Below are 24885 nucleotides of genomic sequence, written 5' to 3'. Positions count from 1 at the left end.
TTGCTCTCTCAATAAACGACCTGCATCGACTCGACGGCGGGAACGGCGAGCAAAGCCGCCATGAAGTTTTCGGTGCCGTGAACCTGTTGCTCCGCAAAGACACTCCCCGTCGCGCCCGCCGCCGTGGTTTCGAGGACGAGCGGCACGCCGCTCTCGCCCGATTCCTGGCGCAGAAGCTCTTCGATTTGCGCCAGGGTTTGTGCGTTCGTTCCGGGCTTGACGCGGATTTTGAGATGTTTGGCCGCACCGTGCCGGAACTGGTCGAGCGTCTTCACGCTTTCGAGCGTGACGGACATGCGCTTTGAGAATTCATCGTAGCGCACCTTGCCCGTAAGACACACGACGCCGTCGACCTGGAAGACGCGGCGGTTCTTTTCCCAGAATTCGCTGAAGCACATCGCTTCGACGACGGCCGTGCCGTCGTCGATCGTGACGATCCCCATACGGCCGCGCTTGCTTTGCACCTGACGCACCGAGGTGACGATCCCCGTCATTTTGACGGGCTCGCGGCTCGGCTGCAGATCCTTGAGGCGCTGACGCGAATAGTGCGCGAGTTCCTCGCGGTACTGATCGAACATGTGTCCGGTCAGCCAGTAGCCGAGCACGCTCTTTTCTTCCGTGAGCTTTTGACGCATCGTCCAGGGGACGGCGGGAAGCCAGCTCACGATGCGCGCCGTTTCACCGGGTTCGTCGAAGAGACTCTCCTGACCGGCGCTCGCCCGCAGGGACTGACTCGCCGAGAGCGCCTGCGGAATGTTGACGATCAACTTGTTGCGGTCGGGATCGATCGAATCGAAGCACCCCGCCTTGACGAGCGCTTCGAGAAGACGGGCGTTCGCGCCCGTAACGCGCGCCGCCACGTCGAAAATGTCGAGGTAGGGACCGTCCTTCTTGCGCTTTTCGACGAGGTCCTGAATGACCGCCTGGCTCACGCCCTTGATGCCGCCGAGACCGAAGCGGATGTGCTTCTCGTCGGGGACGGTAAAGAACCAGTCGGACGCGTTGATGTCGGGCATCAGGAGTTCGACCCCGTTCGCGATCGCGTCGTCGATCAGGGCCTTCATCTTTTCGCCCGAGTCCATCACCATGCACAAGTTCGCCGCCATGAAGGCCGCCGTGTGGTGCGCCTTCAGGTACGCCGTCTGGTAGGCGACGTACGAGTACGCCGCGGCATGCGACTTGTTGAAGCCGTAACCCGCGAACTTTTCCATGAGGTCGAAGATTTCCGAGGCGACTTCTTCCTTCACGTTTCGCTCGGCCGCGCCCTTCACGAAGACGGCGCGCTGTCGCTTCATCTCTTCGACGTTCTTCTTACCCATGGCGCGGCGCAAAAGGTCGGCGCCGCCGAGCGAATAGCCGCCCACCACCTGCGCGACTCGCATCACCTGTTCCTGATAGACCATGATGCCGTAGGTCTCGCGCAACACGGGCTCCATGCGCTCGTCGAGGTACTCCACCTTTTCGCGACCGAACTTTCGCGCGATGAAGGAAGGAATGAGGTCCATCGGGCCGGGTCGATAGAGCGCGTTCAAGGCGACGAGGTCTTCGAGACGGTCGGGGCGGGCCTGCTTCAAGAGCGAGCGCATCCCGTCCGATTCGAACTGGAAGATGGCCGCGGTGTTCGCTTCCTGGAAGAGTCGGTACGTCGGTTCGTCGTCGATCGGAATGTGGTCGAGGTCGAAGTGCGTCCCCGGATGGAGCTGATCGATGTACTCGACCGCCTTCGCGAGAATGGAAAGCGTCGTCAGACCGAGGAAGTCGAACTTCACGAGGCCCACGCTTTCGACGTCCTTCTTGTCGAACTGGCTCACCGTGTTTTCGGGAGCACCGTCGGCGTTGTAGAGGGGACAGAAGTCGGTGAGTTTGCCGGGCGCAATCAGCACGCCCCCGGCGTGCATGCCGAGGTTTCGGGTGAGGCCTTCGAGGGGCTTCGCCAAGCGCAGAATTTCCTTGTATTCGTCGTCGCGCTCGACCGCTTCGCGGAATTCCGGGACGTCGCGCAACGCGTCGTCGAGCGTGATGTTTTTGCCCGGCTGCTGCGGAATGAGCTTCGAGAGCGCGTCCGTCTTCATGTAGGGGACGTCGAGCGCGCGACCGACGTCGCGCACGGCCGCCTTCGCGCCCATCGTACCGAAGGTCGCGATCTGGCTCACGGCGTCGACCCCGTACGTTCGCTTCACGTACTCGATCGTGCGGTCGCGGTTGTACTGGCAGAAGTCGACGTCGAAGTCAGGCATCGAGACGCGTTCCGGGTTGAGAAAGCGTTCGAACAGGAGGTCGAATTTGAGCGGATCGAGGTCCGTGATGCCGAGCGAATACGCCACGAGCGAACCCGCGCCCGAGCCTCGGCCCGGGCCCACGGGAATGCCGTTTCGCTTCGACCAGTTGATAAAGTCCTGAACGATGAGGAAGTACCCCGGGAACTTCATCCCCTTGATGGTTTCAAGCTCGTACGTGAGACGCTCGTCGTAGGCGGGGCGCTTTTCGTTCTGCACCGCCTTGTCGGGGTAGAGGAAGTCGAGGCGCTTCTGAAGACCCTCGCGCGAGAGCTGCTCGATGTAGTCGTCGAGCGACATGCCGTCGGGGGTCGGGAAGAGCGGCAGCTGCGGCTTCGAAAGGACGCCGTCCAGGTTGCAGCGCTTCGCGATTTCCACGGAATTTTGAAGCGCGCTCGGCATGTCCGCGAAGAGTTCGCACATCTCTTCTTCGGACTTGAGGTACTGCTCGGGCGAATAGTTTTTCGAGCGACGGGGGTCCTGAAGCGAGAAGCCCTCCGCAATGGCGCAGCGCACTTCGTGCGCTTCGAAGTCGGACTTCTCGAGGAACTGCACCGGGTGCGTCGCGACGACGGGCAACCCGTGCTCGGCCGCAAGGTTCGCAAGACGCGCCGTGGCGAGTTCGTCGTTGGGACGGCCCGCACGCTGCACTTCGATGTAGAGACGGTCGCCGAAGATCGCCTTCAGCTCTTCAACCGCCTGGTCTGCGAGATTGAAGCGCTTGTTGATGAGGTAGCGCCCGAGTTCGCCCTCGGCGCCGCCCGTAAGAGCAATGAGACCGTCCGCACCGCCCTTGGCAAACCACGCGGGATCGACCTGCCCGCGGAACTTCTCGTCCTCCGTGAGAAACGCCTTCGTGAGGAGCACGCACAGCGAGTGGTAGCCCGTGTGGTTCATGCAGAGAACGCCGAGGCGCGTGGGCGCCTCGGGTTCTTTGAGGTTTTTGACCCTCAAGTCGCACCCGAGAATGGGCTTCAGGCCCGCAGCGAGCGCGTGCGTGTAAAAGCGCAGCCCGCCGAAAATATTCATCAAGTCCGCGATCCCCACGGCCACGCCGCCCGTTTCGAGCACCTTGTGAATCATCGGGTCGATGCGAACCAACCCGTCCGTGACGGAGTACTCGGAATGAAAGCGCAGGTGGATGAACTTGGGATCGGCCATGTCGGTCTTGCGGAGGTGCGAAATTGCGACGGAGAAGAGAAGTCGGCCGCCCGAACGGGGGCCCGGCGAAGCGTCCCCGTCGCGGGGGCGCTTCGAAGAGAGGCGGTGAAGGTTATAGCAGAATCCTTCCGCGCTGAGGAGATCAGGGAATGTCGCCCTCAAGGCGCATTGTCTCGTCCGTCAGGGTGAAGGCGGATCGGAGTTCGCGGCTCACGTGCACGGTCTTCATGTCGTTCAAGAGGAGCACTGCGTGCACGTCCTTGTGGGCGGCGAGAAAGGCCTTCGCCTTTTCCCAACCCATGGCGAAAAGGGCCGTGCAGAGCGCGTCGGCACGACCGCCGTCGCGGTCGGCGATCGTTACGGAAGCAATGTCGGTGAGAACGGGGCGACCCGTCTTCGCGCTCAGAATGTGGCCGTAGCGCTTGCCGTCCTTTTCGAAATTGCGCTCGTAGGCGCCCGAGGTGATGACGCTCATGTCGGAGACGGTCAGGACCCCGAAGTAGGCTCCGCGCGTTTGATCGGGCGACTGAAGGCCGACGCGCCAGGGGTGTCCGGGCGATTTTTCGCCCACGGCGACGACGTTCCCGCCCAGGTCGAGAAGCGCGTGCACGGCCCCTTCCGCTTTGAGTCGCTCGGAGAGCTTCTGACCGATGTAGCCCTTGGCGATCCCGCCCATGTCGATGTTCTGCCCCGGAGCGATCCGCACGTACCAGGAACCCTCGGTTTCGCCGACCTCTACCTTGCGGTAGTCGACGTGCTTCACGGCCTCTTCGATCGCCGCGTCGGACGGCACCTTGTCGCCCCCGAAACCGATTTTCCAGAGATTCACGACGGGGCCGATCGTGGGCTCGAAGGCGCCGTCCGTTTCTTCCGCGACACGCAGCGCCATCTTCGTCATCTCGGCGATTTCGGGCGTCACCGTCACGCGTTCGCCCGCCCGACGGTTCACGTCGTTCAACACCGTTTCCTTGTGCACGCTCATCATGTCGTCGAACCGTTCGATTTCCGACTCCATGATGCCGGCGAGACGCTTCGTTTCTTCGGGCGTGCGGGCATAGACCTGCCCCTGAATGAGCGTCCCCATGTGAAGGCTCTGCCAGGGAAGCTGATACTCGACCTCCTGCGCTTCGGCAACAGCGGGCGCTTCGGCAGCCCGCAACTCGGGAGCGGCCGCGGCGCCCGCGGTTGCAACCAGGGCGGCGGAAAGCGCGAACACGAAAGGTTTGACGGCGGGAGCGGAAAAGAGCGACTTCGAAAGCATGACTGGCAAGGGAAAAAGCAAATATCCGAACGAAAAATGAAAAAAGGGGATGAGCGTGGCGTTCATCCCCTTTTTTCAATGGATTCATGAAGTGCGGCGAAAACGCGTTCCGCCGCATTCGTCCATATTACTGCGCCTTCGAGAGAGCGTCCTTGACGGCGGCCTTGATGCCGTCGGAGGAGAGCGTGGCACCGCCGACGCTGTCGACGCCTTCAACGCCGTTCTTCTTGACGATTTCGGGGAGCATCGTTTCGATCGGGGCAGCGATGATCATTTCGGTTTCGCCGTGCTTGACGACCTTGACGTCGGCGATCTTGCCGTCCTTGACGTCGACCTGGACCTGAATCATCGATTCGCGGCCCTTGCCTTCACCCGTGTACGTGCCGTCCTTGTAGGCGGCCTGAGCGGCACCGGCGGCGAGAGCGGCAACGGCGGCGACAGCGAGGATCTTCTTCATGATATTTCTTCCTAATGAACGTTCGGAATGGATGATGCGGCGACTTGCCGCAAGAGGCGTGCCGTTCACGACGAGCGGCAACTCCCGTGTCCCCGGGGGAGGTTGCGGCGCAAACGTCGAGCCCGAACAGGCCCTCGCACGCGCTGCGCAAAACGGGACTCAGGGATATTATCACAGGACTTTTCTCCGATCATCGGCCGATCGGCTTAGATTTTCGAGCGCCTCACGAACATGACAAAGGGCGGAGAAACCGAAGTTTCACCGCCCTTCGCGTTCTCAACGCGATGTTCGGATTACTTGCGCCACGTGTCCTTGAGGCCCACGGCCAAATTGAAAACAGGTTTTTCAGCCGTGTGGTCCTTGCGGTCCGCAACGAAGTAGCCGCAGCGTTCGAACTGGAACTTTTCGTCGCGTTCGGCCGCGGCCGCCGCGGGTTCGACGTACGACGAGAGAATCACCTTCGAATTCGGCGTGAGTCGGTCGAGGAACGAGCCTTCACCCGCTTCCGGGTTCGGTTCGCAGAAGAGTCGATCGTAGACGCGGATTTCGGCCGGAACCGCCGTCTTGGCGTCGAGCCAGTGAATCGTCGCCTTCGTCTTCACGGAGAGCGACCCCTCGGTGCCCGACTTCGTTTCGGGGAGGTAGTCGGCGTGCACCGCGACGACGCGGCCCGTTTCGTCCTTCTCGTAGCTCGTCGGCACGATGACGTAGCCGGCGCGCAGACGCACGGGCTTGGCGGGCGTGCCGTCGGTCGGAATCGTGAGGCGGCGGAAGCCCTTCGGGGGCACCTCCGCGAAGTCCGTCTCTTCGATCCAGAGTTCGCGCGAGAACGTGATCTTGCGCTGGCCGAGTTCGGGCTTTTGCGGGTGGTTGTCCGCGAGGAGTTCTTCGCTCGCGCCTTCGGGGTAGTTGTCGATGATGAGCTTCAGGGGCTTCATCACCGCCATGCGGCGAAGGGCGCGCGCTTCGAGGTCTTCGCGCAGGCACTGCTCCAGAACCGAATAGTCGATCCAACCGCCCGAAACCTTCGAGACGCCGCAGCGGTCCGCAAAGCTCTGGAGGCTTTCGGGCGTGAAGCCGCGACGACGCAGACCGACGATCGTCGGCATGCGCGGGTCGTCCCAACCGTCGACGTACTTTTCGGTCACGAGCTGAATGAGCTTGCGCTTGCTCACGACCACGTACGTGAGGTTCAGACGGTTGAATTCGTACTGGTGCGAAAGAAGGAAGAAGTTCTTGCGAACCACATCGAGCGCCGCCTGCATGAGGGGCGTGAAGTTTTCGGGGTGCGCTTCGAGAAGCGCGAAGAATTCCTTCATCGACGCGTCGTCGAGCGTTTCGGGCGCCTTGTCGCCCCACGCGTCGAAGAGTCGGCGCATCGCGCATTCGGGCTCGCTCTGACCGAGCTTTTCCTTGGCCGCAAGCGCGCGGGCCGCGAAAGAAAGAGCGCGGTCGTCTTCGCCCGCAGCCATCTTCGCGATCAACGCACGAGCTTCTTCGTACTGCGGCGTGCGCAACACGGGCACGATGCGCTCCAGCGCCCAGTCGTAGAACGCGCGCTGGTCTTCGAATTCGAGCGTGCAGATCGAGTGCGTGATGTTCTCAAGCGAGTCTTCGATCGGGTGCGCGAACGTGTACATCGGGTAGATGCACCAGGCGTTCCCCGTGGCGTGGTGTTCGGCGAAGCGAATGCGGTAGATCGCCGGGTCGCGCAGGTTGATGTTGGGGCTCGCCATGTCGATCTTGGCGCGCAGCACCATCGAACCTTCGGCGTGCTTGCCTTCGCGCATTTCGCGGAAAAGACGCAGGTTCTCCTCGACCGAGCGGTCGCGGAAGGGCGAATTCTTGCCGGGCTCCTTGAGGGTGCCGCGGTTGTCGCGCATCTCGTCGGCCGTCTGCTCGTCGACGTAGGCGTAGCCCGTCGTGATGAGATGCTCGGCGAAGCGGTACATGTACTCGAAGTAGGAGCTCGCGAAGTAGAGGTTCGTCTCCTTGTCGTGCTCCCAGTTGAAACCGAGCCAGCGAACGCTGTCCATGATGCCGTCGACGTATTCCTGGTCTTCCTTCACCGGGTTCGTGTCGTCGAAGCGCATGTGGCAGTAGCCGCCGTAGTCGCGGGCGAGACCGAAATTCAGGCAGATGCTCTTCGCGTGACCGATGTGCAGGTAGCCGTTGGGCTCCGGCGGGAAGCGCGTGCGGATCTTCGCCTCGTCGGGGGCACCCTCCTTCAGTTGCTCGGAATAGGGCGCCGGACGGCCGCACCAGTAGCGGGGAAGGTTCGCTCCTTGGGCCAGATCGTCTTCGATGATGTTGCGGATGAAGTTGGTGGCGTGCCCGCTCACGGGCGTTTCCGAGTTTTCACTCATCGTTTGATTCCAACGAAAGAGAGTCGAGAAAGAAAAAAGTGCGGAGGGCTGCATGAAAAATGCGCGGATCCGCTCGTTTGGCGTATCCGCGCATTTTATCAGAGCCTCTCGACCGTCAAATTTCGGGGCCAGGTTTTACGGCCTCCGGAGGCTTCACGAGCTTTGCCGCGCCTTGCGGGGAAGTCGCAGAATGAGGCTCGAGGTATCGAGCCGGTTGCCGCCCTCGGCTTGAATTTCGCCGTAGAAGCGGTCGACGAGCTCCGTCACGGGAAGCTGCGACCCGTTGCGTCGGGCCTCTTCCATGACGATGCCGAGGTCCTTGCGCATCCAGTCGACCGCAAACCCGAAGTCGAACTTCCCTTCCGCCATTGTCTTGCCGCGGTTGACAAGCTGCCACGAAGAAGCCGCTCCGCGACCGATCGCGTCGATCACCTTTTCCATGTCGAGCCCCGCGTTCATGCCGAAGGCCACGGCCTCCGCAAGTCCTTGGACGCAACCCGCGATGCAGATCTGATTGACCATCTTCGCCAACTGCCCCGCACCCGTGTCGCCCATGCGCGTCACGGCCGCAGCGTAGCTCATCACGATCGGTCGACCGAGATTGCAGGCCAACTCCTCGCCCCCGCAGAGCATTGTGAGCGTTCCGTTCTCGGCCCCCGACTGACCGCCCGAAACGGGCGCGTCCACCCAGGCGACGCCCTTTTCGGCGGCTACCTTCGCAAGATCGCGCTCGACGTGAGCGCTCGCGGTCGTATGGTCCCAGAACATGCTCCCCGCCGACATGCCCGCAAGAGCACCATCGTCGCCGAGCACAACGCTGCGAAGGTCGTCGTCATTGCCGACGCACGCAAAGACGATGCGCGCGCCTTCGGCCGCTTCGCGCGGCGTGGCGGCCATGGTGCCGCCGAACTTCTCCACCCACTTTTCGGCCTTGGCGGTCGTACGGTTGTAGACGCACACGTCGTGCCCTGCGCGCTTCAGGTGCCCCGCCATGGGGTAGCCCATGGTGCCGAGCCCGATGAAAGCGACCCGAGTGGGAACAGTGGTGGGATAAATCTTTTCGGCCATCGAAAGGACCTCGAAATGCAAAAGAGAAATCGGACGTTTGCGCAATGGAGCGCGCGTCGGTGCCGGAGTGAACTGGAAGGAAACGGAGCGCCCTTCGAAACGCTCCGTTTCCGCGTACGGGTTTGTCAGCGAACGCCGCGTTCGGCCTCGGCCTTTTTCGCCTCCTTCACGACGCGACGCGCGAGCGCCGAGGTCGGGTCGATGAGCGAAACGGTCTTGCCGGCCACGCGGAAGTCATCCGTTTCGTCCAGGATGAGCGGAAGCTCCGTGCAGCCGAGAATGAGGCAGTTGCAGTCGTACGTCGTCACGAGGTACTCGACGGCACTCACGAGGTCTTCGCGGCAGACGCCGTCCGTGTAACCCGCCTTTGCGCCCTTCGGCCCGTAGATCGCCGCCATGACGCGTTCCTGATGCGCTTCGTCGGGCGTGAACATGGGAAGGTTCATGGCTTCGGCTTTCTTACCGTAGATCCCCGCCTTCACGGTTCCCGCCGTCGCCAGAAGGCCGATGCGGGCCGCGTCGCCGAACTTCTCGCGGATTTCCTCCATCGTCACCTGCTGCATGTTGATGAAGGGAATGCGCAGGTTGCGCTCGATGTACGGAACGAAAGCGTGCGCGGTATTGCAGGGAACGATCAGCATGTCGCAGCCGTCTTCCTGCAGACGACGGGCGCAGTTGAACATCGCGAGCGTCGGGTCGGTGCCGTTGCCGAGCAGGCACGCCGTGCGGTCGGCAATCTGAGGATTCTGTTCGACCGCAACCTTGAAATGTTCCTGGTCGTTGCGCGCGGGCGTCGCCTTCACGATCTTGTCGTAGAGGTCGACCGTGGCCGCGGGCCCGAGACCGCCGATCATGCCCACCTTGAAGGGCTTCGGACGACGCGCGAGCGGCGCGAGCACGGCGCGCTCGGCCGTATCGCGCAAGAGGTCGAAGACGGGAAGCCCCTCGGCCTTGAGGTCGGGAACGAAGCGCGCCATCTGACCGCAGGCAGTAACGAGGAGTTCCGCGCCGTCTGCCAGAAGCTCCTCTGCCGCCTTCAGAAGCGCGGCCTTGTGTTCGGGTGTGAGCCCCGTGCGACGCAGGCCCGTTTCGGGGTCCTGCACCGTGCGGTAAAGCGCCTTCAGTTCGTCGGAAAGTTCGAGCACTTCGGCCGTCCCGTCGAGAAGCTTCACGAAGAATTCCCGATCGACTGCCACGCCGAGAAGGCCGATGCGGCGAACGCCCGCCGCTTCGAGCGCCGCGGGGAGACCCCGGTAGAGAGACACCATCGGCACTTCGACTTCCGTTTGGACTTCGTCGAAGAAGGGTTCACACCGCACGTCGGGCACCACCACTTCGTCGCAACCCGCGCGCTCCAGTTCGATCACGCTTTCGAGCGCCGCGATTTTGCGGTCGCCGAGCTCGATCCGCGCATCGGGCGCGTCCTTGCGCATTTCAATTTCGCTCGTCACCACGTTGACGCGAACATCGTTTCGTGCGCCTACGCCGATGAGCTCAGCTTTGAGTGCGAGCGCCACCGACGGATTGATCCCGGCCGCAAGGCCGATCGTCAGACTCTTCATGATTTTTCTCCTCTTTCGAGAGCCCGATTCCTACGCGAGGGGTCGGGCCTTTGTCACCGTCCGTTCGCACGCGGGTTCGAACGTTCGTGCGGGAGTCGGCAACTTGATTGTGCTACCGCTCGCGCCCTGCGGGGAATCGGTCGTTTCCCGACAAAGGCATCGAGCGCTTTCGGTCCTGTTCGTACGAAGCCCGGGCCTTATTCGGGAGACGCCGCTTCGCCCACGCGTTCGCCCCAGGCGTAAAGCGCCTCGAGCACTTCGCGCTTCGCGTCGTCCTCGGGATCGGCCTCCCCTTCAAGGCGGTCGATTTCCTCGAAGTAGTCCGCAATCGTGCGCGCACGATTGCGCCCTTCGAGAACGTGCGCTTCGCACCAGGCGCGCCAGGTTTCGCGCTCTTCGTGCGAAAGGCTTTCGGGCCAGTTGCGAGCACGGAAGCGCAAAAGCAACCCGTCGAAGCGCTCATCGTCGAAGTCCATCCTCCGGTCGGCGAGGTATTCGGGCGAAGCCTCGCGGATTTTCTTAAACCGCGCACGGTCCGCGGGCGTGGGGAAGCCCCCGCTGTAGAGGCCTGTTTCGGCGTCTTCTTCGTCGTTCTTCGGAAATTCCGCTTCTTTGGTCTGAGCCGCCGTGAGAATCGTCCCCTGGATGTCGCGCAGCATTGCGGAAAGCTTTTCGGCGTTCGCGCGGATGCGTTCGAGATCAAGCCCGTACTTCTGCGCCCGTTCGGGCTTCAACACGGCAAGGCTCCCGCAGACGAAGGGCGAAGCATTGACCTTCAGCTTCCAGAGCGGCAGGGGCCGTTCTCCTTCGGGAAGGTTCTTGGGCGAGGCGAAAAGTCGGCGATGGAGCGCCTCGCGGTCGATTTCACGCAACTCCGTCGGGTCGGCCATCAGGTCCCAAACGAGCGCGTCATTGCCGATCTGCCCCACCAGCATCACGATGCGGGTACAGCCGCGAACGACGCCGAATTTCGGCGACACCCAGACGACGGGCCCCTTTTCGAGCGCGGCGACGATCTTGTCTTTCGTTCGATTCTCGAACGCCCACTGCCAGAGCCGGGGTTCTTTTTGCGCGATGAGGCGCGCAAGCGCCACCGTCGCTTCGACGTCGGAGAGCGCGTCGTGCGCGTGTCCGTGTTCAAGCCCGTTGGCTTTCGTGAGGAATTCCAACTTGAAGGTGACGCCCTTGCGCCCTTCAGCGGCCGGATAGACCGCGGGGTCGATGTCTTCCCAGCGCGGCCACGCAATCGTGTCGCCGCGCAGCGCCCAGACGGCGCACACGAGCGGGAACAGGTCCCAGCGCGAGCAACCGTTCGCCCAGCTGTGGCTGTAGGGGTCGAGGAAGTTGCGCCAGAAAAGAAACCGCGTCACTTCGTCGTCGAAGCCGAGCGTGTTGTAGCCGATGCTGACCGTCCCCGGCGTATTGAAGCGCTTGAAGATCGTCCCGGCAAACTCGGTTTCGCGCAAACCGCGCTCGTCGCACTCCTGCGGGGTGATGCCCGTCAGGAGCGAACTTTCCGGACTCGGCAGGTAGTCGAGCGCGGGCTTTGCGTAAAAGACTTCACCCTCGCCCTCCGGGCCCGGCACGGGCACGAGGTCCGCGCCCGTGCGCAGACCCGCGAACTGCGCGGGTCGGTCCGTGCGGCGGTTGATGCCGAAGGTTTCGTAGTCGTACCAATAAAAGGTTGTGGTCGTCTGGGCCATGAAGGTCTCCGAAAAACGCGGAATTCGAACGGGGAGGGCTTCCGGCCTTACGCCAGGATCACATCCCAGACTTCCTGCGTGTAGCTCGGCTCCACTTCGAGAAGCACGGGCTTTTCAATCGATGCCTGAAGGAGTTCGAGCGCGGGCGATTCGTCTTCGAGCAGCATGTCGATCACGGACTGGCTCGCCTGAATGCGGAATTCCTTCGCGTCCTTGTACTGACGGCTCAAGCGCAGAATCTCGCGCAGAATGTCGTAGCAGACCGTACGCGCCGTCTTCACTTCGCCGCGTCCGCCGCAAATGGGACAGGGCTCGCAGAGCACGTGCGCGAGCGACTCGCGCGTGCGCTTTCGGGTCATGGCCACGAGGCCGAGCTCCGTGAAGTTGCTCACCGTCATGCGCGTGCGGTCCGTCGAGACCGCACGGCGCAATTCCGCGAGCACCGCTTCGCGGTGCTCTTCGCGCGACATGTCGATGAAGTCGACGATGATGATGCCCCCGAGATTGCGCAAGCGCAGCTGACGCGCGATCGTCTGCGCGGCCTCGAGGTTCGTTTTGAAAATCGTGTCGCTGAAGTCGCGCTTCCCGACGTAACCGCCCGTATTGACGTCGATCGTCGTCATCGCTTCCGTCTGATCGAAAACGAGGTAGCCGCCGCTCTTCAAATCGACGCGACGCCCGAGGGCGCGTTCGATTTCGTCGTCGATCCCGTGCGTCTCAAAGAGCGGCCGGTCGCCGCGGTAGAGCTCGAGCCGACCTTTCGCGACCGGCACGAACCGTTCCGCAAAGTGCTCGAGCGCTTCGAATTCCGCTTCGCCGTCGACTACGACGCACTCGGTTTCCTTGTGCACCATGTCGCGCAGCACGCGCTGCGCGAGCGAGAGGTCCTGATAAAGGAGTGTCGGCGCCGCACTCACGCCCGCCTTCGAGCGGATTTCCTCCCAGAGGCGCCCGAGGTAGGCCATGTCATCGCGAAACTCTTCTTCGGTCGCCCCCTCTTCGGCGCTCGTACGGATGATGTAGCCTCCCTTTTCCGATTCCGGCCGCATGGCGGTCAGCATGGCGCGAAGCGCCTCGCGCTGCGCTTCGTCTTCGATGCGCTGCGAAACGCCGATGTGCGGGTCGCGCGGCAGATAGACGAGCTTTCGGCCTGCAAGTGAAATCGTCGTCGTCAATCGGGCCCCTTTGGTGCCGATCGGGTCCTTGGCCACCTGCACCATCACGGACTGCCCTTCGTGAAGCACGTTCTCGATGGGCTTTGGCTTGTCGCCTTCGCCGTGCGCCTCGAAAATGTCGGCGACGTGCAAGAAAGCCGTTCGCTCCAGACCCACGTCGACGAAGGCGCTCTGCATGCCCGGAAGCACGCGAACCACCTTTCCGAGGTAGACGTTGCCGACGAGACCGCGGGCGCAGGCGCGCTCGATGAAAAGGTCCTGCAGGACGCTGTCCACTACAATGGCGACGCGCGTTTCCCGAGGCGAGCAGTTGATGAGAATGTGTTCCATGATGCGTATGTGCGTGTGGCGTTTGCCGTCCGTTGAAGAACGGCATCCATTCTACCGAGTGCCCCGCCTCTCAACCGCGCGATCCTCCGTTCCCCTTTTCTCCTTTGCGCACGCTCTCCCATGCTTCTCGTTACGGGCGGAGCCGGCTTCATCGGCTCCAATTTCATTCTTCGTTGGCTCGAGCACGCCAACGAGAGCATCGTGAATCTCGACGCGCTCACGTACGCGGGCAACCTTGAAAACCTTCGCCCCGTCGAGCACGATCCGCGCTACCGCTTCGTGCGCGGCAACATCTGCGACGCGGCGCTCGTCGCCGACCTGTTCGAGCGCTACCGCCCCCGGGCGGTCGTTCACTTCGCCGCCGAGAGCCACGTCGACCGCTCGATTACCGGTCCCTCCGTTTTCGTCGAAACGAACGTGACGGGTACGACGACGCTTCTCAATACGGCCTACCGGTATTGGCTCGGGCTTCCCGACGAGGAAAAAGCGGACTTTCGCTTCCTCAACGTCTCGACCGACGAGGTCTACGGCTCCATGGACCGCGAGAGCCCGCCCGCCAAGGAGTCGACCCCCTTCGATCCGAGCAGCCCCTATTCCGCGAGCAAGGCGGCGGCCGACCAGTTCGGGCGCGCCTACGCGCGCACCTACGGGCTTCCCGTTCTGACGGTGCGCTGCACGAACAATTACGGGCCGCGCCAGTACCCGGAAAAGCTGACGCCGAGCATCATCACCCGCGCCGCGGCGGGGTTGCCCCTTCCAATCTACGGATCGGGCCGACAGATCCGCGACTGGATCCACGTGGACGACTTTTGTTCGGCGCTTCGCTGCATTCTCGCGGGCGGACGCCCCGGGGATATCTACAACGTCGGGGCCTCGAACGAGTGGGAAAACCTCGCGTACGTGCGGAAAATCTGCGCCGTTCTCGACGAGCTGCGCCCCCGCGCCGGGGGCGGCTCGTACGCCGATCTGATCGAACACGTCCATGATCGCCCGGGGCACGATCTGCGCTACGCGCTCGACTCGAGCAAGCTGCGCGAAGACCTCGGTTGGAAGCCCGATGTCGACTTCGAGAGCGGCTTGCGCGCGACCGTGGCCTGGTACCTGGAAGAAGGCCCGGGCGTGGCGCTCTGAGGCCTCGACTTCCAATAGCTCAAAGGGCGGCGAATCGAATTCGCCGCCCTTTGTCGCATTTCAGTCGGAGCGTTCCCGCATCAGCACTCGACGATGCTCACGGCGAGACCGCCGCGGCTCGTTTCCTTGTACTTGCTCTGCATGTCGCGTCCCGTTTCGAGCATCGTACGGATCACCTTGTCAAGACTCACGTAGTGAGAACCGTCGCCGCGCAGCGCCATGCGCGTCGCGTTGATCGCCTTGACGGCGGCGATGGCGTTGCGTTCGATGCAGGGAATCTGCACCTGGCCCGCCACCGGGTCGCACGTGAGACCGAGGTTGTGCTCCATCGCGATTTCGGCGGCGTTTTCGATCTGCGCGATCGTCCCGCCGAGCACCGCCGCAAGACCCGCCGCGGCCATCGAGCACGCAACGCCCACTTCGCCCTGGCAACCCACTTCGGCACCCGAAATCGAGGCGTTTTCCTTGTAGAGGATCCCGATCGCACCCGCCGTCAGCAGGAAGGTGCGCACGCCCTCAAGCGAAGGATTCTCCGTGTGCTTGAGGTAGTACCGGATTACGGCGGGAATGACGCCGGCCGCGCCGTTCGTCGGCGCCGTCACCACGCGACCGCCCGAGGCGTTTTCTTCGCTCACAGCCATGGCATAGGCGTTCACCCAATCGAGAACGCCCAGGGGATCGGTGTGCCCGTCGGCTTCGCGGGCGCGCAGGTCGTCGGCCAGGCGCTTCGCGCGGCGAGCGACACGGAAGGGACCGGGCAGAGGCTCCGTCTGACGAAGACCGCGTTCGATCCCGGCTTCCATGACGCTCCAAATCGCATCGAGCTTCGCGTTCACCTCGTCGGCCGTAAGGCGCGAGCATTCGTTGGCGAACATGAGCTCCGCGATGCTGAGGCGTGCGGTGCTCGCACGGGCCATGAGTTCGTCGCAGGACTTGAAGGGGTAGGGCATCGACTTCTGCCCTTCGATGATCGCGGAGGGCACGATCGGCTCTTCGGGGTTGTCTTCCCGGGCGGCCACGATGAAGCCGCCCCCGACCGAGTAGTAGCGGCGAACGAGAGGAACGTCGCGACGGTCTTCGCCGTAGGCCGTGAATTCCACCGCGTTCGTGTGGAAAGCGGGCACCTTCGCGGGATGAAAGAGGATATCGGCCGCGGGCTCGAACGCCACCGCGCGCTCGCCCCCGAGACGCAGGGTCTTCGTGCGGGCGACTGCGGCAATGAGTTCCGCAACGCGATCGGGATCGCACGTTTCGGGCACTTCGCCCGCAAGCCCGAGCTGACAGGCCGTATCCGTCCCGTGCCCGCGGCCCGTGGCGGCAAGGCTCCCCATGAGCTCGACGCCGATGCGGCCGACCTTGTCAAAGAGCCCCCGATCGCGGAGCAATCCGAGGAAGGCCGCCCCGGCACGCATCGGGCCCACCGTATGGGAGGACGAGGGGCCGATCCCCACGCGGAACATATCGAAGACGCTGACAGCCATGTGTGCGTAGTCCTTTTTCTAGCGGTTGTTGCCCAAGCACGCGGTCCGGGCGACGGTAATCAGAGGTGGTTCTTGAACTGGATACTGTAGAGGTGCTCGTAGACGCCCTTCTTTTCCAGAAGCTCTTCGTGAGTGCCGATTTCGACGATCTCACCCTCGCGCATCACGACGATGCGGTCTGCGTTGACGATGGTCGAAAGTCGATGCGCGACGACGAAGGCCGTACGCCCCTTGAGGAGCGAGTCGAGCGACTTCTGGATGTGGCGTTCGCTTTCGGTGTCGAGCGCGCTCGTTGCTTCGTCGAGAAGCAGGATGGGCGCGTTCTTGAGAAACGCGCGCGCGATCGAAATGCGCTGACGCTGCCCGCCCGAGAGCATGGAGCCGTTCGCGCCGACGGGCGTATCGAGTCCCTGGGGGAGCGTCGCGATGAAGTCCGTCAAAGCGGCCGCTTCCGCAGCGCGCTCGATGTCTTCGCGCGTCACCTTGTCGCGGCACCCGTAAGCGATGTTCCCGGCGATCGTGTCATCAAAGATCGTCACTTCCTGGCTGACGAGACCGATCTGTCGACGAAGACTCGCGAGCGTGAGTTCGCTCTGCGGCACGCCGTCGAAATAAATGTCGCCCGACGTGGCCGCCCAGAAACGGGGAATCAGATTGATGAGCGTCGACTTGCCCGAGCCCGACGAACCGACGAGCGCAATCATCTCGCCCGGCTTCACGTCGAGGTTGAAATTCTTGACGGCCGGCTTGTCGGTGTTCGGATAGGCAAAGCACACGTTTTCGAAGCGCACCGCCCCGCGGTAGTCCTCGAGCGTCTTTTCGCCGGGATCCTTCTCGGGCTCCTCGTCGATCATGGCAAAAAGGCTTTCCGCGGCGGCCGTCATCGCGGCCGTCGTCCCGTTGAGGCTCGAGAGATGACGAATGGGCGGCATCAGGAGCAACATGGCCGAGAGGAAGGTCGTGAATTCGCCGATCGTCAAAGCGCCGCTTTGCGCCTGCGCCAGCGCATACACCACCACGACGGAGACGCCCGACATGGCAATCAACTGCGTCAAGGGCGTACCCGCCGCCTCGACGCGCTGCGTGCGAAGCGTCAGATCCTTGAGCTTTTCGTTGACCGCGCGGAAGCGGTCGCGCTCGTAGTCGTACCCGTCGTAAATCTTCACGACGCGTTCGCCCTGGTAGCTCTCCTGAATGGTGCCGAGAAGCTGCCCGAACGTTTGCTGCGTTTGCGAAGTGAGCTTCTTCATGCGCTTGCTGACCCAGCGAAGCACCGCGGCGAGAAGCGGCGCCACCACGAAGGTGACCAGCGTGAGCTTCCAATTGTGGTAAATCAAAACGCCGATCAAGCAGACGATCTGAATCGAGTCTCGGATCATGGTCGTCATCACGCTCGCCGCACGGCTCAGCGCCGTAGACGCTTCGTTGATGAATTTCGCCTGAACTTCCGAACAACGGTATTTGAAAAAGAGCTCGTCGCTCCAGTGCGAGATGCGCTCGAACATGAGCGTGCGGATTTCGAGCATGATGCTCTGCGAGACGCGCACGAGGAGGTACGAGCTCAGGTACTGCGAGCCGCCGTTCAAAGCCGCCACCCCGATCAGGGCGATCGGTGCGAGGACGGCCACGATCGGATCCTGTTGGTAAAAGCCCATGTCGGTGAGCTTGCCCAGAATGAGGGCGATGAGCGACGAGGCGCCGCCCCCGGCGGCCATGGCCGCCGCCGCTCCGGCGATATACCACTTGTAGGGCGGCAGGTAGCGGAAAAGGCGCATCAAATAGGGGTTGGAGAGAACGGGGAAGCGGGCCATCAAACGTGATTCCTTCGTATTTACGAGTCCCTCATGATACCGAGATTCCCCGATACAATGAACCGAACTCGTCCCTTTCCCGGAGCACCGTATGTCGACCAAAGTTCTCTGTCGTCTGCCCAATCACGTCGGCGACTGTTGCATGGCTCTTCCTGCCCTGCGCCTTCTTGAAGCGAGCGGCTTCACGCCTGTTCTGACGGGGAAGCGCTGGGCCGAAGATCTCTTTGCGGGCATGGGTTGGCGGTTCGACCCCATCGAAGGTCACGTGACGGAAGACTTCCGACGCATTCGGCGCCTCGCCGATCTTGCGGGCGGTTCCCCGCTCGGGTTGCTCTTCCCGAATTCCTTCAGCTCCGCGCTGCTCTTTCGCATCGGCGGGATCCGTAGCGCGGGTCTTGCGACGGACGGCCGCTCGTTCCTGCTTGATAAAGCGATCCCCGAGCCCTCGAAAATGCACGAGGTCGAGCGCTTTTTCTACACGACCGCCGAAGCCGTGAAGGCTTGGGGGAAGACCCCCGCGTGGGAAAAGGCTCCGGAAGAGCTCGGCCTTCGGGTGCTCAGCCGACACAAGGCGGCCGCCCACAATCTGATTGAGAAGTTCGGGATCCCCGAGCGCTTCGCGCTGATTGCGCCGATCGCCCGCGGAACGCATCACGGCCAGAACAAGTGCTGGCCGCACTTCGACGAGCTGTGCGTCTATCTGAAGTCGCGCGACGTCGCCCCGATCATCTTCCCCTCGCCCCATGAAATCGACGAGGCGAAGGCCGCGTGCCCCAACGGCATCGTGCTCGAACCGACGACCCTCGGCAACTACGCGGCGCTCGCGCAGCTTGCCCGCGTCGTCGTTGCGAACGACTCGGGCATCAGCCACATCGCCGCCGCGGTTTCGGCGCCTCAGATCACCGTGGTGGGCGTAACCGACCTCAAACGCACGGCGCCGTGGAACACCCGCGCCGCGGTGTGCGGCGAAATGGGCCATTGGCCGACTCTCGACGAGGTTCGGAGCCGGCTCGACACGCTGATCGACTGATTCGACAGCCGACTCAACCCGCCTTCGGCATGAAGTTCCACTTCAACTTCTGCCGAAGGAGCTTGTAGTAGTCGTACCCGATCGGGTGCAGAATCGTGACCCGGTGCTCGGCCTGGCGAATGATCAGGCGGTCGCCGGGCAGCATGTCGCAGAACTCCTGCATGTCGAAGTACGCCACGGCGTCGCGGGCGTCGAGCAGTTCGATTTGGATCTGCGACTTGAGCGGCAGAACGATCGGACGGTTCGAGAGCGTGTGCGGCGCCACGGGCACCAGAATCATGCCTTCGAGCGACGGGTGCAAAATCGGGCCGCCCGCGGCAAGCGAATACGCAGTGGAACCCGTAGCCGTCGAACAAATGACGCCGTCGGCGGACTGACAGCACATCTGCTGATTGTTGACATAGACGAGGAAGTCGACCATGCCGCCCGCACGACCGTGGCTGATGCCGATGTCGTTCACGGCGAGCTGGCGGTAGATTTCTTTACCGTTACGCAGGACGATCCCTTCGAGCAAGGGACGTTCGTCACAGATGCTCTGCCCCGCGAGCATTTCGGGAAGGCGCGCGCCGATATCCTCCTGGCACAGGTCGGTAATGAAGCCGAGGCGTCCCGCGTTGATCCCGATAACGGGCTTGCCGAAGCGGGAGAGGCTGCGGGCGACGCTCAGCATGGTGCCGTCACCCCCCAAAACGATGATGAGATCACACCTCTCGCCCAATTCCTCACGCGTGCAAAAGTTCGTCGTCTTGAGGTACTCCGCGGCTCGTTCTTCATAGAGAACGTCGCAGCCGAGCGACTTCAAAAGCGCGGTGATGCGCTCGAGTTGATAGGAGAGGTCGTCGTTCGTCGGTTTGACGCAAAGTCCGATCGTTTTGTAGAGCAGCACGGGCTTCTCCTCAAAGGTTCTTTTCAAGTTCGGCCCAAACATCCTGCCAGGCCAGGTCCTGCATGCAACGCCCGAGCGTGTCGGGGACGTTCTTCGGGCAACGGTGTCGGTCGCACGCGTGGCAACCGAGATAGTCGGGGTGGCGAAGAATCGTAACGTTGCCCTGGACGAGCCGGGGCTTGTCGGACGCATAACCCCCTTGACGCCCTTCCTTGGGCGAAGGGCCCCAGACGGTGACATTCGTCGGGCCGAAAAGCGCGACGACGGGAACGCCCGTGGCGCCCGCCACGTGCGAGGTCGCCGTATCCACGCCGACGAATGCGCGGGCGCCTCGGATCAGACGGGCGGTCTGACCGAAGGAAAGCTTCCCGGCGGCCACACACACATTCGCTTCCGCAAAGCCCTCCGTGACGCGACCGATGCGCTCGAGTTCGGCGGCGGATCCGCCGCCCACGATCACGGCGCACAAGCCCCGCGCGTTGAGCTTTTCGATCAACGCGCGCCAACCCGCCGTCGACCATTCTTTGTCTTCGTAACGCGAGCACACCTGGAACACAACGTACGGGTCGCGAATGCGGAAAGCTTCGGGGAGTTCCGCGTCCGGGCACGACGGATCGATGTGGTACCGTCCGCCGAGCACGGGCTCCAGAAGCGCTTCGGCCTGATCCAGCCAGTGCCCCGGGTACGGATTCACCTTGTGCGTGACGAGCTTTTGCTTCCACCACCCCCGATGGTCGTTCGCCGACGCATAGACCACCTGACGCCGTGCCGCGAAATACCCGTAGAGAATCGTGCGGGTGCTCTGCTGGGTGATGATCGCCCAGTCGTACGTATTCCACATCGCGGACATGTCGAGGAACTGACGCCACTTTTTGGGGCGCTCTTCGACGCCGATGACGCGTCGAATGCCGGGCACCCCTTCCAGGATCCCGCAGTTGCGGTGAAACGTCAGAACGTCGACCTCGGCATCGGGGTAACGCTCCCGAATGGGGTTGACGAGCGAGGCCGCAAGCAGGCAGTCGCCGAGATAGCGGGTGGAGACAATGAGAACGCGCAGGGGACGTGAAGCCGTCATATCGAGGGTGAGAAGAAAAAGCAGGAAAAAGGGCCTCTCCCCCGTCGGGAAGAGACCCTCCAATGTTACCCCGTCAAGGGCGTGTTACTTGCCGGCGGGCACGCCGACGCCGACCGCGTGGAAGCCCGCATCGACGTAGATGATGTCGCCCGTGATGCCGCTCGCGAGATCGGAGAGAAGGAAGGCGGCCGTGTTGCCGACTTCCTGGATGGTCACGGTGCGGCCGAGCGGCGCCGTTTCTTCCATGATGTGCAGGAGCTTCGAGAAGTCCTGAATGCCCGAGGCGGCCAGCGTTTTGATGGGACCGGCGGAAATGGCGTTCGCGCGGATGCCCTTGGGACCGAGGCTTGAAGCGAGGTAGCGGGTCGAAGCTTCAAGGGCGGCCTTCGCCAGACCCATCGTGTTGTAGTTCGGAACGACGCGTTCGCTGCCGAGGTAGGTGAGCGTCAGCACCGAGGCGTTGCGGCCTTCCATCAGGGGAAGGCAGGCTTTCGCAAGAGCCGGGAAGGAGTAGGCGGAAATATCCATGGCCGTCTTGAAGGCGTCGCGAGAGAGACCGTCGAGGAAGTCGCCCGCAATCGCTTCGCGGGGCGCGAAGCCGATCGAGTGCACCACGCCGTCGAGACCGCCCCAGCGGTTCTTCAGCTCTTCGGCAACGGCGGCGATTTCTTCATCGCTGCTCACGTCCATGGGCAGGCAAATCGAGCTCCCGAACTCTTCGGCAAAGGCCGCCACGCGATCGCGGAAGCGTTCCCCGACGTACGTGAAAGCAAGTTCTGCGCCTTCGCGACGGCACGCTTCGGCAATGCCGTAAGCGATGGAACGGTTGGAGATGACGCCCGTGATGAGCAGCTTCTTGCCGGTCAGGAAACCCATGATTGTCCTCGTTCTAATGATTCGTGTTTCGTCGATGGCACTCGTGCGGCCTCGGACGGACGCACAAGGAGGGAGCGCACGACCGCGTGCGCTCCCCTGCGTTCTTTGCGTGACATTGTAGTGGCACTCGCCCTTCGGGTCGATGCGGTCCCTCGCCAATGCGCGTTAGGCCGTCCGTCGTTGGAGGGGCCCGGAGAGCATCAGGGAATGCGAAGTTCCTGCCCGACGCGCAGGGCCGAACCCTTGAGACCGTTCGCGCGTTGCAAAGCGGAGACGGTCGTGTGGTGACGCCGCGCGATGGCGATCAGCGTATCGCCCGAACGCACGCGATAGGTCGTAGCCTGGCGCACCGTCTGAGCTTTGTTCACCTTGGAAGCAGTGGCGGGAATGACGAGGCGCTGCCCGATACGCAAGTTGTTGCCGCGAAGACCGTTCGCCGAGCGAAGCTTCGAGACGCTCACGCCGTAACGTTCGCCGATCTCGGAGAGCGTGTCGCCCGAGCGCACCACGTGGACGCGGGTTTCGGGGGCTGGCTTCACGTTGCGCTCGACCCGGTCCGCGCTCGGGATCTCGAGACGGTCGCCTACACGAAGCATGTTCGAGGTGAGGCGGTTGGCGCGCTTCAGCTTCGTCACGCTCACGCGGTAGCGTTCGGCGACGGTCGAGAGCGTGTCGCCCGACTTCACGGTGTAGATCACCGTATCGGACTCCGTCGCCGCGCCCGGAATGCGCAGACGCTGCCCCGCGCGGATGATATTGCCTTCCAGGCGATTCGTCATGCGCAGACTCGCCACCGTAACGCCGTAGCGACGGGCGATCGCGTCGAGGGTGTCGCCCGAGCGAACCGTGTGGATGACGTGACGCCCCGAGGCGCTTCCCGAAGAGGTCGCCGGAATGGACGCACGCTGCACGTTCGGCACCGTGAGCACCAGACGTTGCCCCGCCCGCAGGCGGTCGGAGCGCAGGCGGTTGGCCGTTACGATCGACTTCGTCGTGATATGCCAGCGGCGGGCGATGGAGGTGAGCGTGTCGCCGCTTCGGACGCGGTACGTCACGCGACGCCACGTCGTAAGGGGCGAAAGTCGCAGGCGCGCGTCCGCTTCTTCGGCCGAAATGTCCACCTGTTCGTCGGCTCCCGCGAGAACGAGCAGCGTCGAATTGGGAAGAACGCGCCGCCCTTCGGGAATGCCGTTCACCTTGCGAAGTTCCGACTCCGTCATGCCGCTTTGCGCCGCGACGGCGGCAAGCGTTTCACCTTCTTTGAGTCGATAGGTCGACCAGCGCGAAAGGGGTTGACCGCTGTCCATCCAGCTCGCGAGGTTGTCGATGAAGTAGTCCACCTTGTCGGCGGGCAGGAGCATCACGTTGTTGTGCGCGGCCACGATCACCGGAAGCTTGTAGCTCGGGTTCAGAGCGCGGAATTCGTTGAGCGGCATGCCCGCAAGCTCCGCGGCGGTCTTCACGTCGATGTCGCGCGGCTTGGTGATGCGAATGAAGAAGGGTTCGTTCCCGACGTCCGGCAACTCGATCCCGTAGCGCTCCGGATTCGAAATGATCCGCTTGATCGCCATGAGTTTCGGCACGTAGTTGGCCGTTTCCTTCGGCATGCGCAGATGCGCGTAATCGGTGGGCTTGCCGCTGCGCTTCGCGCGGGCGATCGCCCGTTGAACGCTCCCTTCGCCCCAGTTGTAGGCCGCAAGCGCCAATTGCCAATCGTTGAAGAGGCCGTGGAGGTAATTGAAGTAGTCGAGCGCCGCTCGAGTGCTTTCCAGAACGTCCTGACGGTCGTCGCGCCAAAGGTTCTGCGCGAGCGCGTAATCGTTCCCCGTGGCGGGCATGAACTGCCAGAGCCCCGCCGCCTTCACGCGCGAGAGCGCTTCGGGCTGAAAGGCGCTTTCGACGAAGGGCAAGAGCGCAAGCTCCGTCGGCATGTTGCGTGCTTCGACGTCTTCGACGATGTGGTAGAGGTACTGCCCCGCACGCGAAGTCATCCGCCGGATGTACGCGGGGTCCTTCGTGTAGTAGGTCACCCACCGGTCTACGAGCGGCGAATCGAGTTCTGGCATGCGGTAGCCGCGCCGAATACGCTCCCACACGTCGTTGGGCATCGTCTCCGCTCCCCCGTCCGCTTGAGCCGAAGTCTGTTGCTCTATGGCCGCGCGCACGTCGCCCGGCACCCACGAGAGCGCCAGACAACCCAAGCTGAGGAGAGTAAACGAGAGACAACGCAAAGTCATGAAGCTCGAACCCCGGGAGTGGAGGAATGCGTAAAATCGGAATTGCCGTAATGTTACTGCGTAGCTCGGCGGCACCCTTGCTTCTTTTGTTTTCCAACGTATCGATTCTCGGCGGAATGTGGAAACAAACTGTTAAGAGGCTCCGCCCCGGCTTTCCACCCCTTCGCACGATCGACGACCCCACATGCACACCCGACTTTCCTTCGACGACTTTCTCGCCACCCCGCCCGGGGAGCGACTCCGCGAATGGGAAGCATCGCAGTTCGACGAACTCGTGGCGGACGTCTTCGGCGTGGCCGCACTGCAAATCGGCGCCCCGCAGCTCGATACGCTCCGCTCCAACCGCATTCAGGGCCAGTGGATTCTGCTTGAGGAAAAGGATTCGCTCTTCGGGCTTCGCCCGGAGCTACACGCGCTCCGGGGCGAGCCCGAAGCGTTGCCCGTTGCCGCGGAGTCGCTCGACCTCGTCACGCTCCCGCATACGCTCGACTTCGCCGAGCACCCCCAGCAAGTGCTGAGAGACGCGGTGCGCGCCCTGGCGCCCGAAGGGCGCCTCGTTCTCACCGCCTTCAACGCGCTCGGGGCGTGGTGGCTCAAGGAGCGGATGACGGCCGCCTTCGGCGGCAAAGCCTATCTGCCGACGCGCCTCCAACCGATTTCGCTCGGGCGACTCAAGGATTGGCTCGCGCTCCTCGGCATGGAGGTCGACCGGGGGCGCTTCGGGATCTACAGTCCGGGAGTTCGCTCCTCCGCGGCGCTTCGCCGATGGGCCTGGCTCGACAAGGCGGGCGACCGTTGGGCCCCGCAGTTTTCCAACCTGATTCTTCTTTCCGCCGTCAAACGGCAGCCGGGCACGCGCCTCATCGACTGCGCGACGCGACCGCTCTCCGAGAGACGACCCGTATCGACCTTCCCGGTTGCATCCTCGCACCGTCGGTCTCCCGAAGCCTGAAAGAGACCGGACGCCGCACCGGCGGCCCGCCCGTCGTGGCCACGGCA

General features: G+C 63.1%; 17 protein-coding genes. 3 read left to right on the top strand and 14 right to left on the bottom strand.

The annotated features are described in order from the left end of the window. Positions 1-8: 8 nt before the first annotated feature. The 8 genes from dnaE to rng all read right to left on the bottom strand — a co-directional run bounded on the left by dnaE (position 9) and on the right by rng (position 13362). Positions 9-3437 (bottom strand): DNA polymerase III subunit alpha, encoded by a 3429-nt coding sequence (gene dnaE / locus S6FBBBH3_RS02640; RefSeq protein ID WP_120177796.1) that lies wholly within the window; start codon positions 3435-3437, stop codon positions 9-11. A 142-nt stretch (positions 3438-3579) separates the two neighbouring features. After that, positions 3580-4698, bottom strand: a complete 1119-nt coding sequence (locus S6FBBBH3_RS02635; protein ID WP_120177795.1) for an FAD:protein FMN transferase — start codon at positions 4696-4698, stop codon at positions 3580-3582. A gap of 127 nt (positions 4699-4825) precedes the next feature. Next, complete coding sequence (locus S6FBBBH3_RS02630; RefSeq protein WP_120176297.1) at positions 4826-5155, bottom strand: FMN-binding protein; 330 nt, start codon at positions 5153-5155, stop codon at positions 4826-4828. 293 nt (positions 5156-5448) lie between these two features. After that, the gene (locus tag S6FBBBH3_RS02625; protein WP_120177794.1) at positions 5449-7521 is read right to left on the bottom strand and encodes a glutamine--tRNA ligase; all 2073 of its coding nucleotides are present in this window, start codon (positions 7519-7521) and stop codon (positions 5449-5451) included. A gap of 153 nt (positions 7522-7674) precedes the next feature. Then, complete coding sequence (locus S6FBBBH3_RS02620) at positions 7675-8589, bottom strand: NAD(P)-dependent oxidoreductase (protein WP_120177793.1); 915 nt, start codon at positions 8587-8589, stop codon at positions 7675-7677. Between the two features lie 125 nt (positions 8590-8714). Further along, the gene (gene cuyB, locus S6FBBBH3_RS02615) at positions 8715-10151 is read right to left on the bottom strand and encodes a cysteate racemase (RefSeq protein ID WP_120176296.1); all 1437 of its coding nucleotides are present in this window, start codon (positions 10149-10151) and stop codon (positions 8715-8717) included. Between the two features lie 197 nt (positions 10152-10348). Then, on the bottom strand, positions 10349-11854 hold the full coding sequence (gene sbcB / locus S6FBBBH3_RS02610; RefSeq protein WP_120176295.1) for an exodeoxyribonuclease I: 1506 nt from the start codon (positions 11852-11854) through the stop codon (positions 10349-10351). A 47-nt stretch (positions 11855-11901) separates the two neighbouring features. After that, a complete protein-coding gene (rng, locus tag S6FBBBH3_RS02605; RefSeq protein ID WP_179950571.1) occupies positions 11902-13362 on the bottom strand; it encodes a ribonuclease G in 1461 nt (486 codons plus the stop codon). Positions 13363-13479: 117 nt separating this feature from the next. Between rng and rfbB the strand changes: the two genes are divergently transcribed. After that, positions 13480-14490 carry a dTDP-glucose 4,6-dehydratase gene (gene rfbB, locus S6FBBBH3_RS02600; RefSeq protein WP_120176293.1) on the top strand — a complete coding sequence of 337 codons (1011 nt, stop codon included), beginning with the start codon at positions 13480-13482 and terminating at the stop codon, positions 14488-14490. Between the two features lie 80 nt (positions 14491-14570). Here the strand turns inward: rfbB and S6FBBBH3_RS02595 are convergent, their stop codons facing one another. After that, positions 14571-15971 (bottom strand): L-serine ammonia-lyase, encoded by a 1401-nt coding sequence (locus S6FBBBH3_RS02595; RefSeq protein WP_120176292.1) that lies wholly within the window; start codon positions 15969-15971, stop codon positions 14571-14573. A 59-nt stretch (positions 15972-16030) separates the two neighbouring features. Then, positions 16031-17782: a lipid A export permease/ATP-binding protein MsbA gene (gene msbA / locus S6FBBBH3_RS02590; RefSeq protein WP_232008818.1), complete on the bottom strand. Its 1752-nt coding sequence runs from the start codon at positions 17780-17782 to the stop codon at positions 16031-16033. Positions 17783-17873: 91 nt separating this feature from the next. Between msbA and S6FBBBH3_RS02585 the strand changes: the two genes are divergently transcribed. After that, entirely contained in the window at positions 17874-18812 is a 939-nt protein-coding gene (locus S6FBBBH3_RS02585) for a glycosyltransferase family 9 protein (RefSeq protein WP_120176291.1), read from the top strand. A gap of 13 nt (positions 18813-18825) precedes the next feature. On the opposite strand, the gene S6FBBBH3_RS02580 is transcribed toward S6FBBBH3_RS02585, so the two are convergent. The 4 genes from S6FBBBH3_RS02580 to S6FBBBH3_RS02565 all read right to left on the bottom strand — a co-directional run bounded on the left by S6FBBBH3_RS02580 (position 18826) and on the right by S6FBBBH3_RS02565 (position 23757). Further along, entirely contained in the window at positions 18826-19698 is an 873-nt protein-coding gene (locus S6FBBBH3_RS02580; protein ID WP_232008817.1) for an NAD(+)/NADH kinase, read from the bottom strand. Between the two features lie 10 nt (positions 19699-19708). Next, on the bottom strand, positions 19709-20773 hold the full coding sequence (locus tag S6FBBBH3_RS02575; protein WP_123957626.1) for a glycosyltransferase family 9 protein: 1065 nt from the start codon (positions 20771-20773) through the stop codon (positions 19709-19711). 84 nt (positions 20774-20857) lie between these two features. Next, positions 20858-21649 (bottom strand): enoyl-ACP reductase FabI, encoded by a 792-nt coding sequence (gene fabI / locus S6FBBBH3_RS02570; protein ID WP_120176289.1) that lies wholly within the window; start codon positions 21647-21649, stop codon positions 20858-20860. Between the two features lie 200 nt (positions 21650-21849). Next, positions 21850-23757: a LysM peptidoglycan-binding domain-containing protein gene (locus S6FBBBH3_RS02565; RefSeq protein WP_232008816.1), complete on the bottom strand. Its 1908-nt coding sequence runs from the start codon at positions 23755-23757 to the stop codon at positions 21850-21852. Between the two features lie 313 nt (positions 23758-24070). On the opposite strand from S6FBBBH3_RS02565, the gene S6FBBBH3_RS02560 reads away from it, so the two are divergent. Beyond that, entirely contained in the window at positions 24071-24838 is a 768-nt protein-coding gene (locus tag S6FBBBH3_RS02560) for a class I SAM-dependent methyltransferase (protein WP_120176287.1), read from the top strand. Positions 24839-24885: the final 47 nt, after the last annotated feature.

Source organism: Sutterella megalosphaeroides (assembly GCF_003609995.1).
GTDB classification, from domain to species: Bacteria; Pseudomonadota; Gammaproteobacteria; order Burkholderiales; family Burkholderiaceae_F; genus Sutterella; species Sutterella megalosphaeroides.
This window is presented reverse-complemented; position numbering and strand designations above follow the sequence as displayed.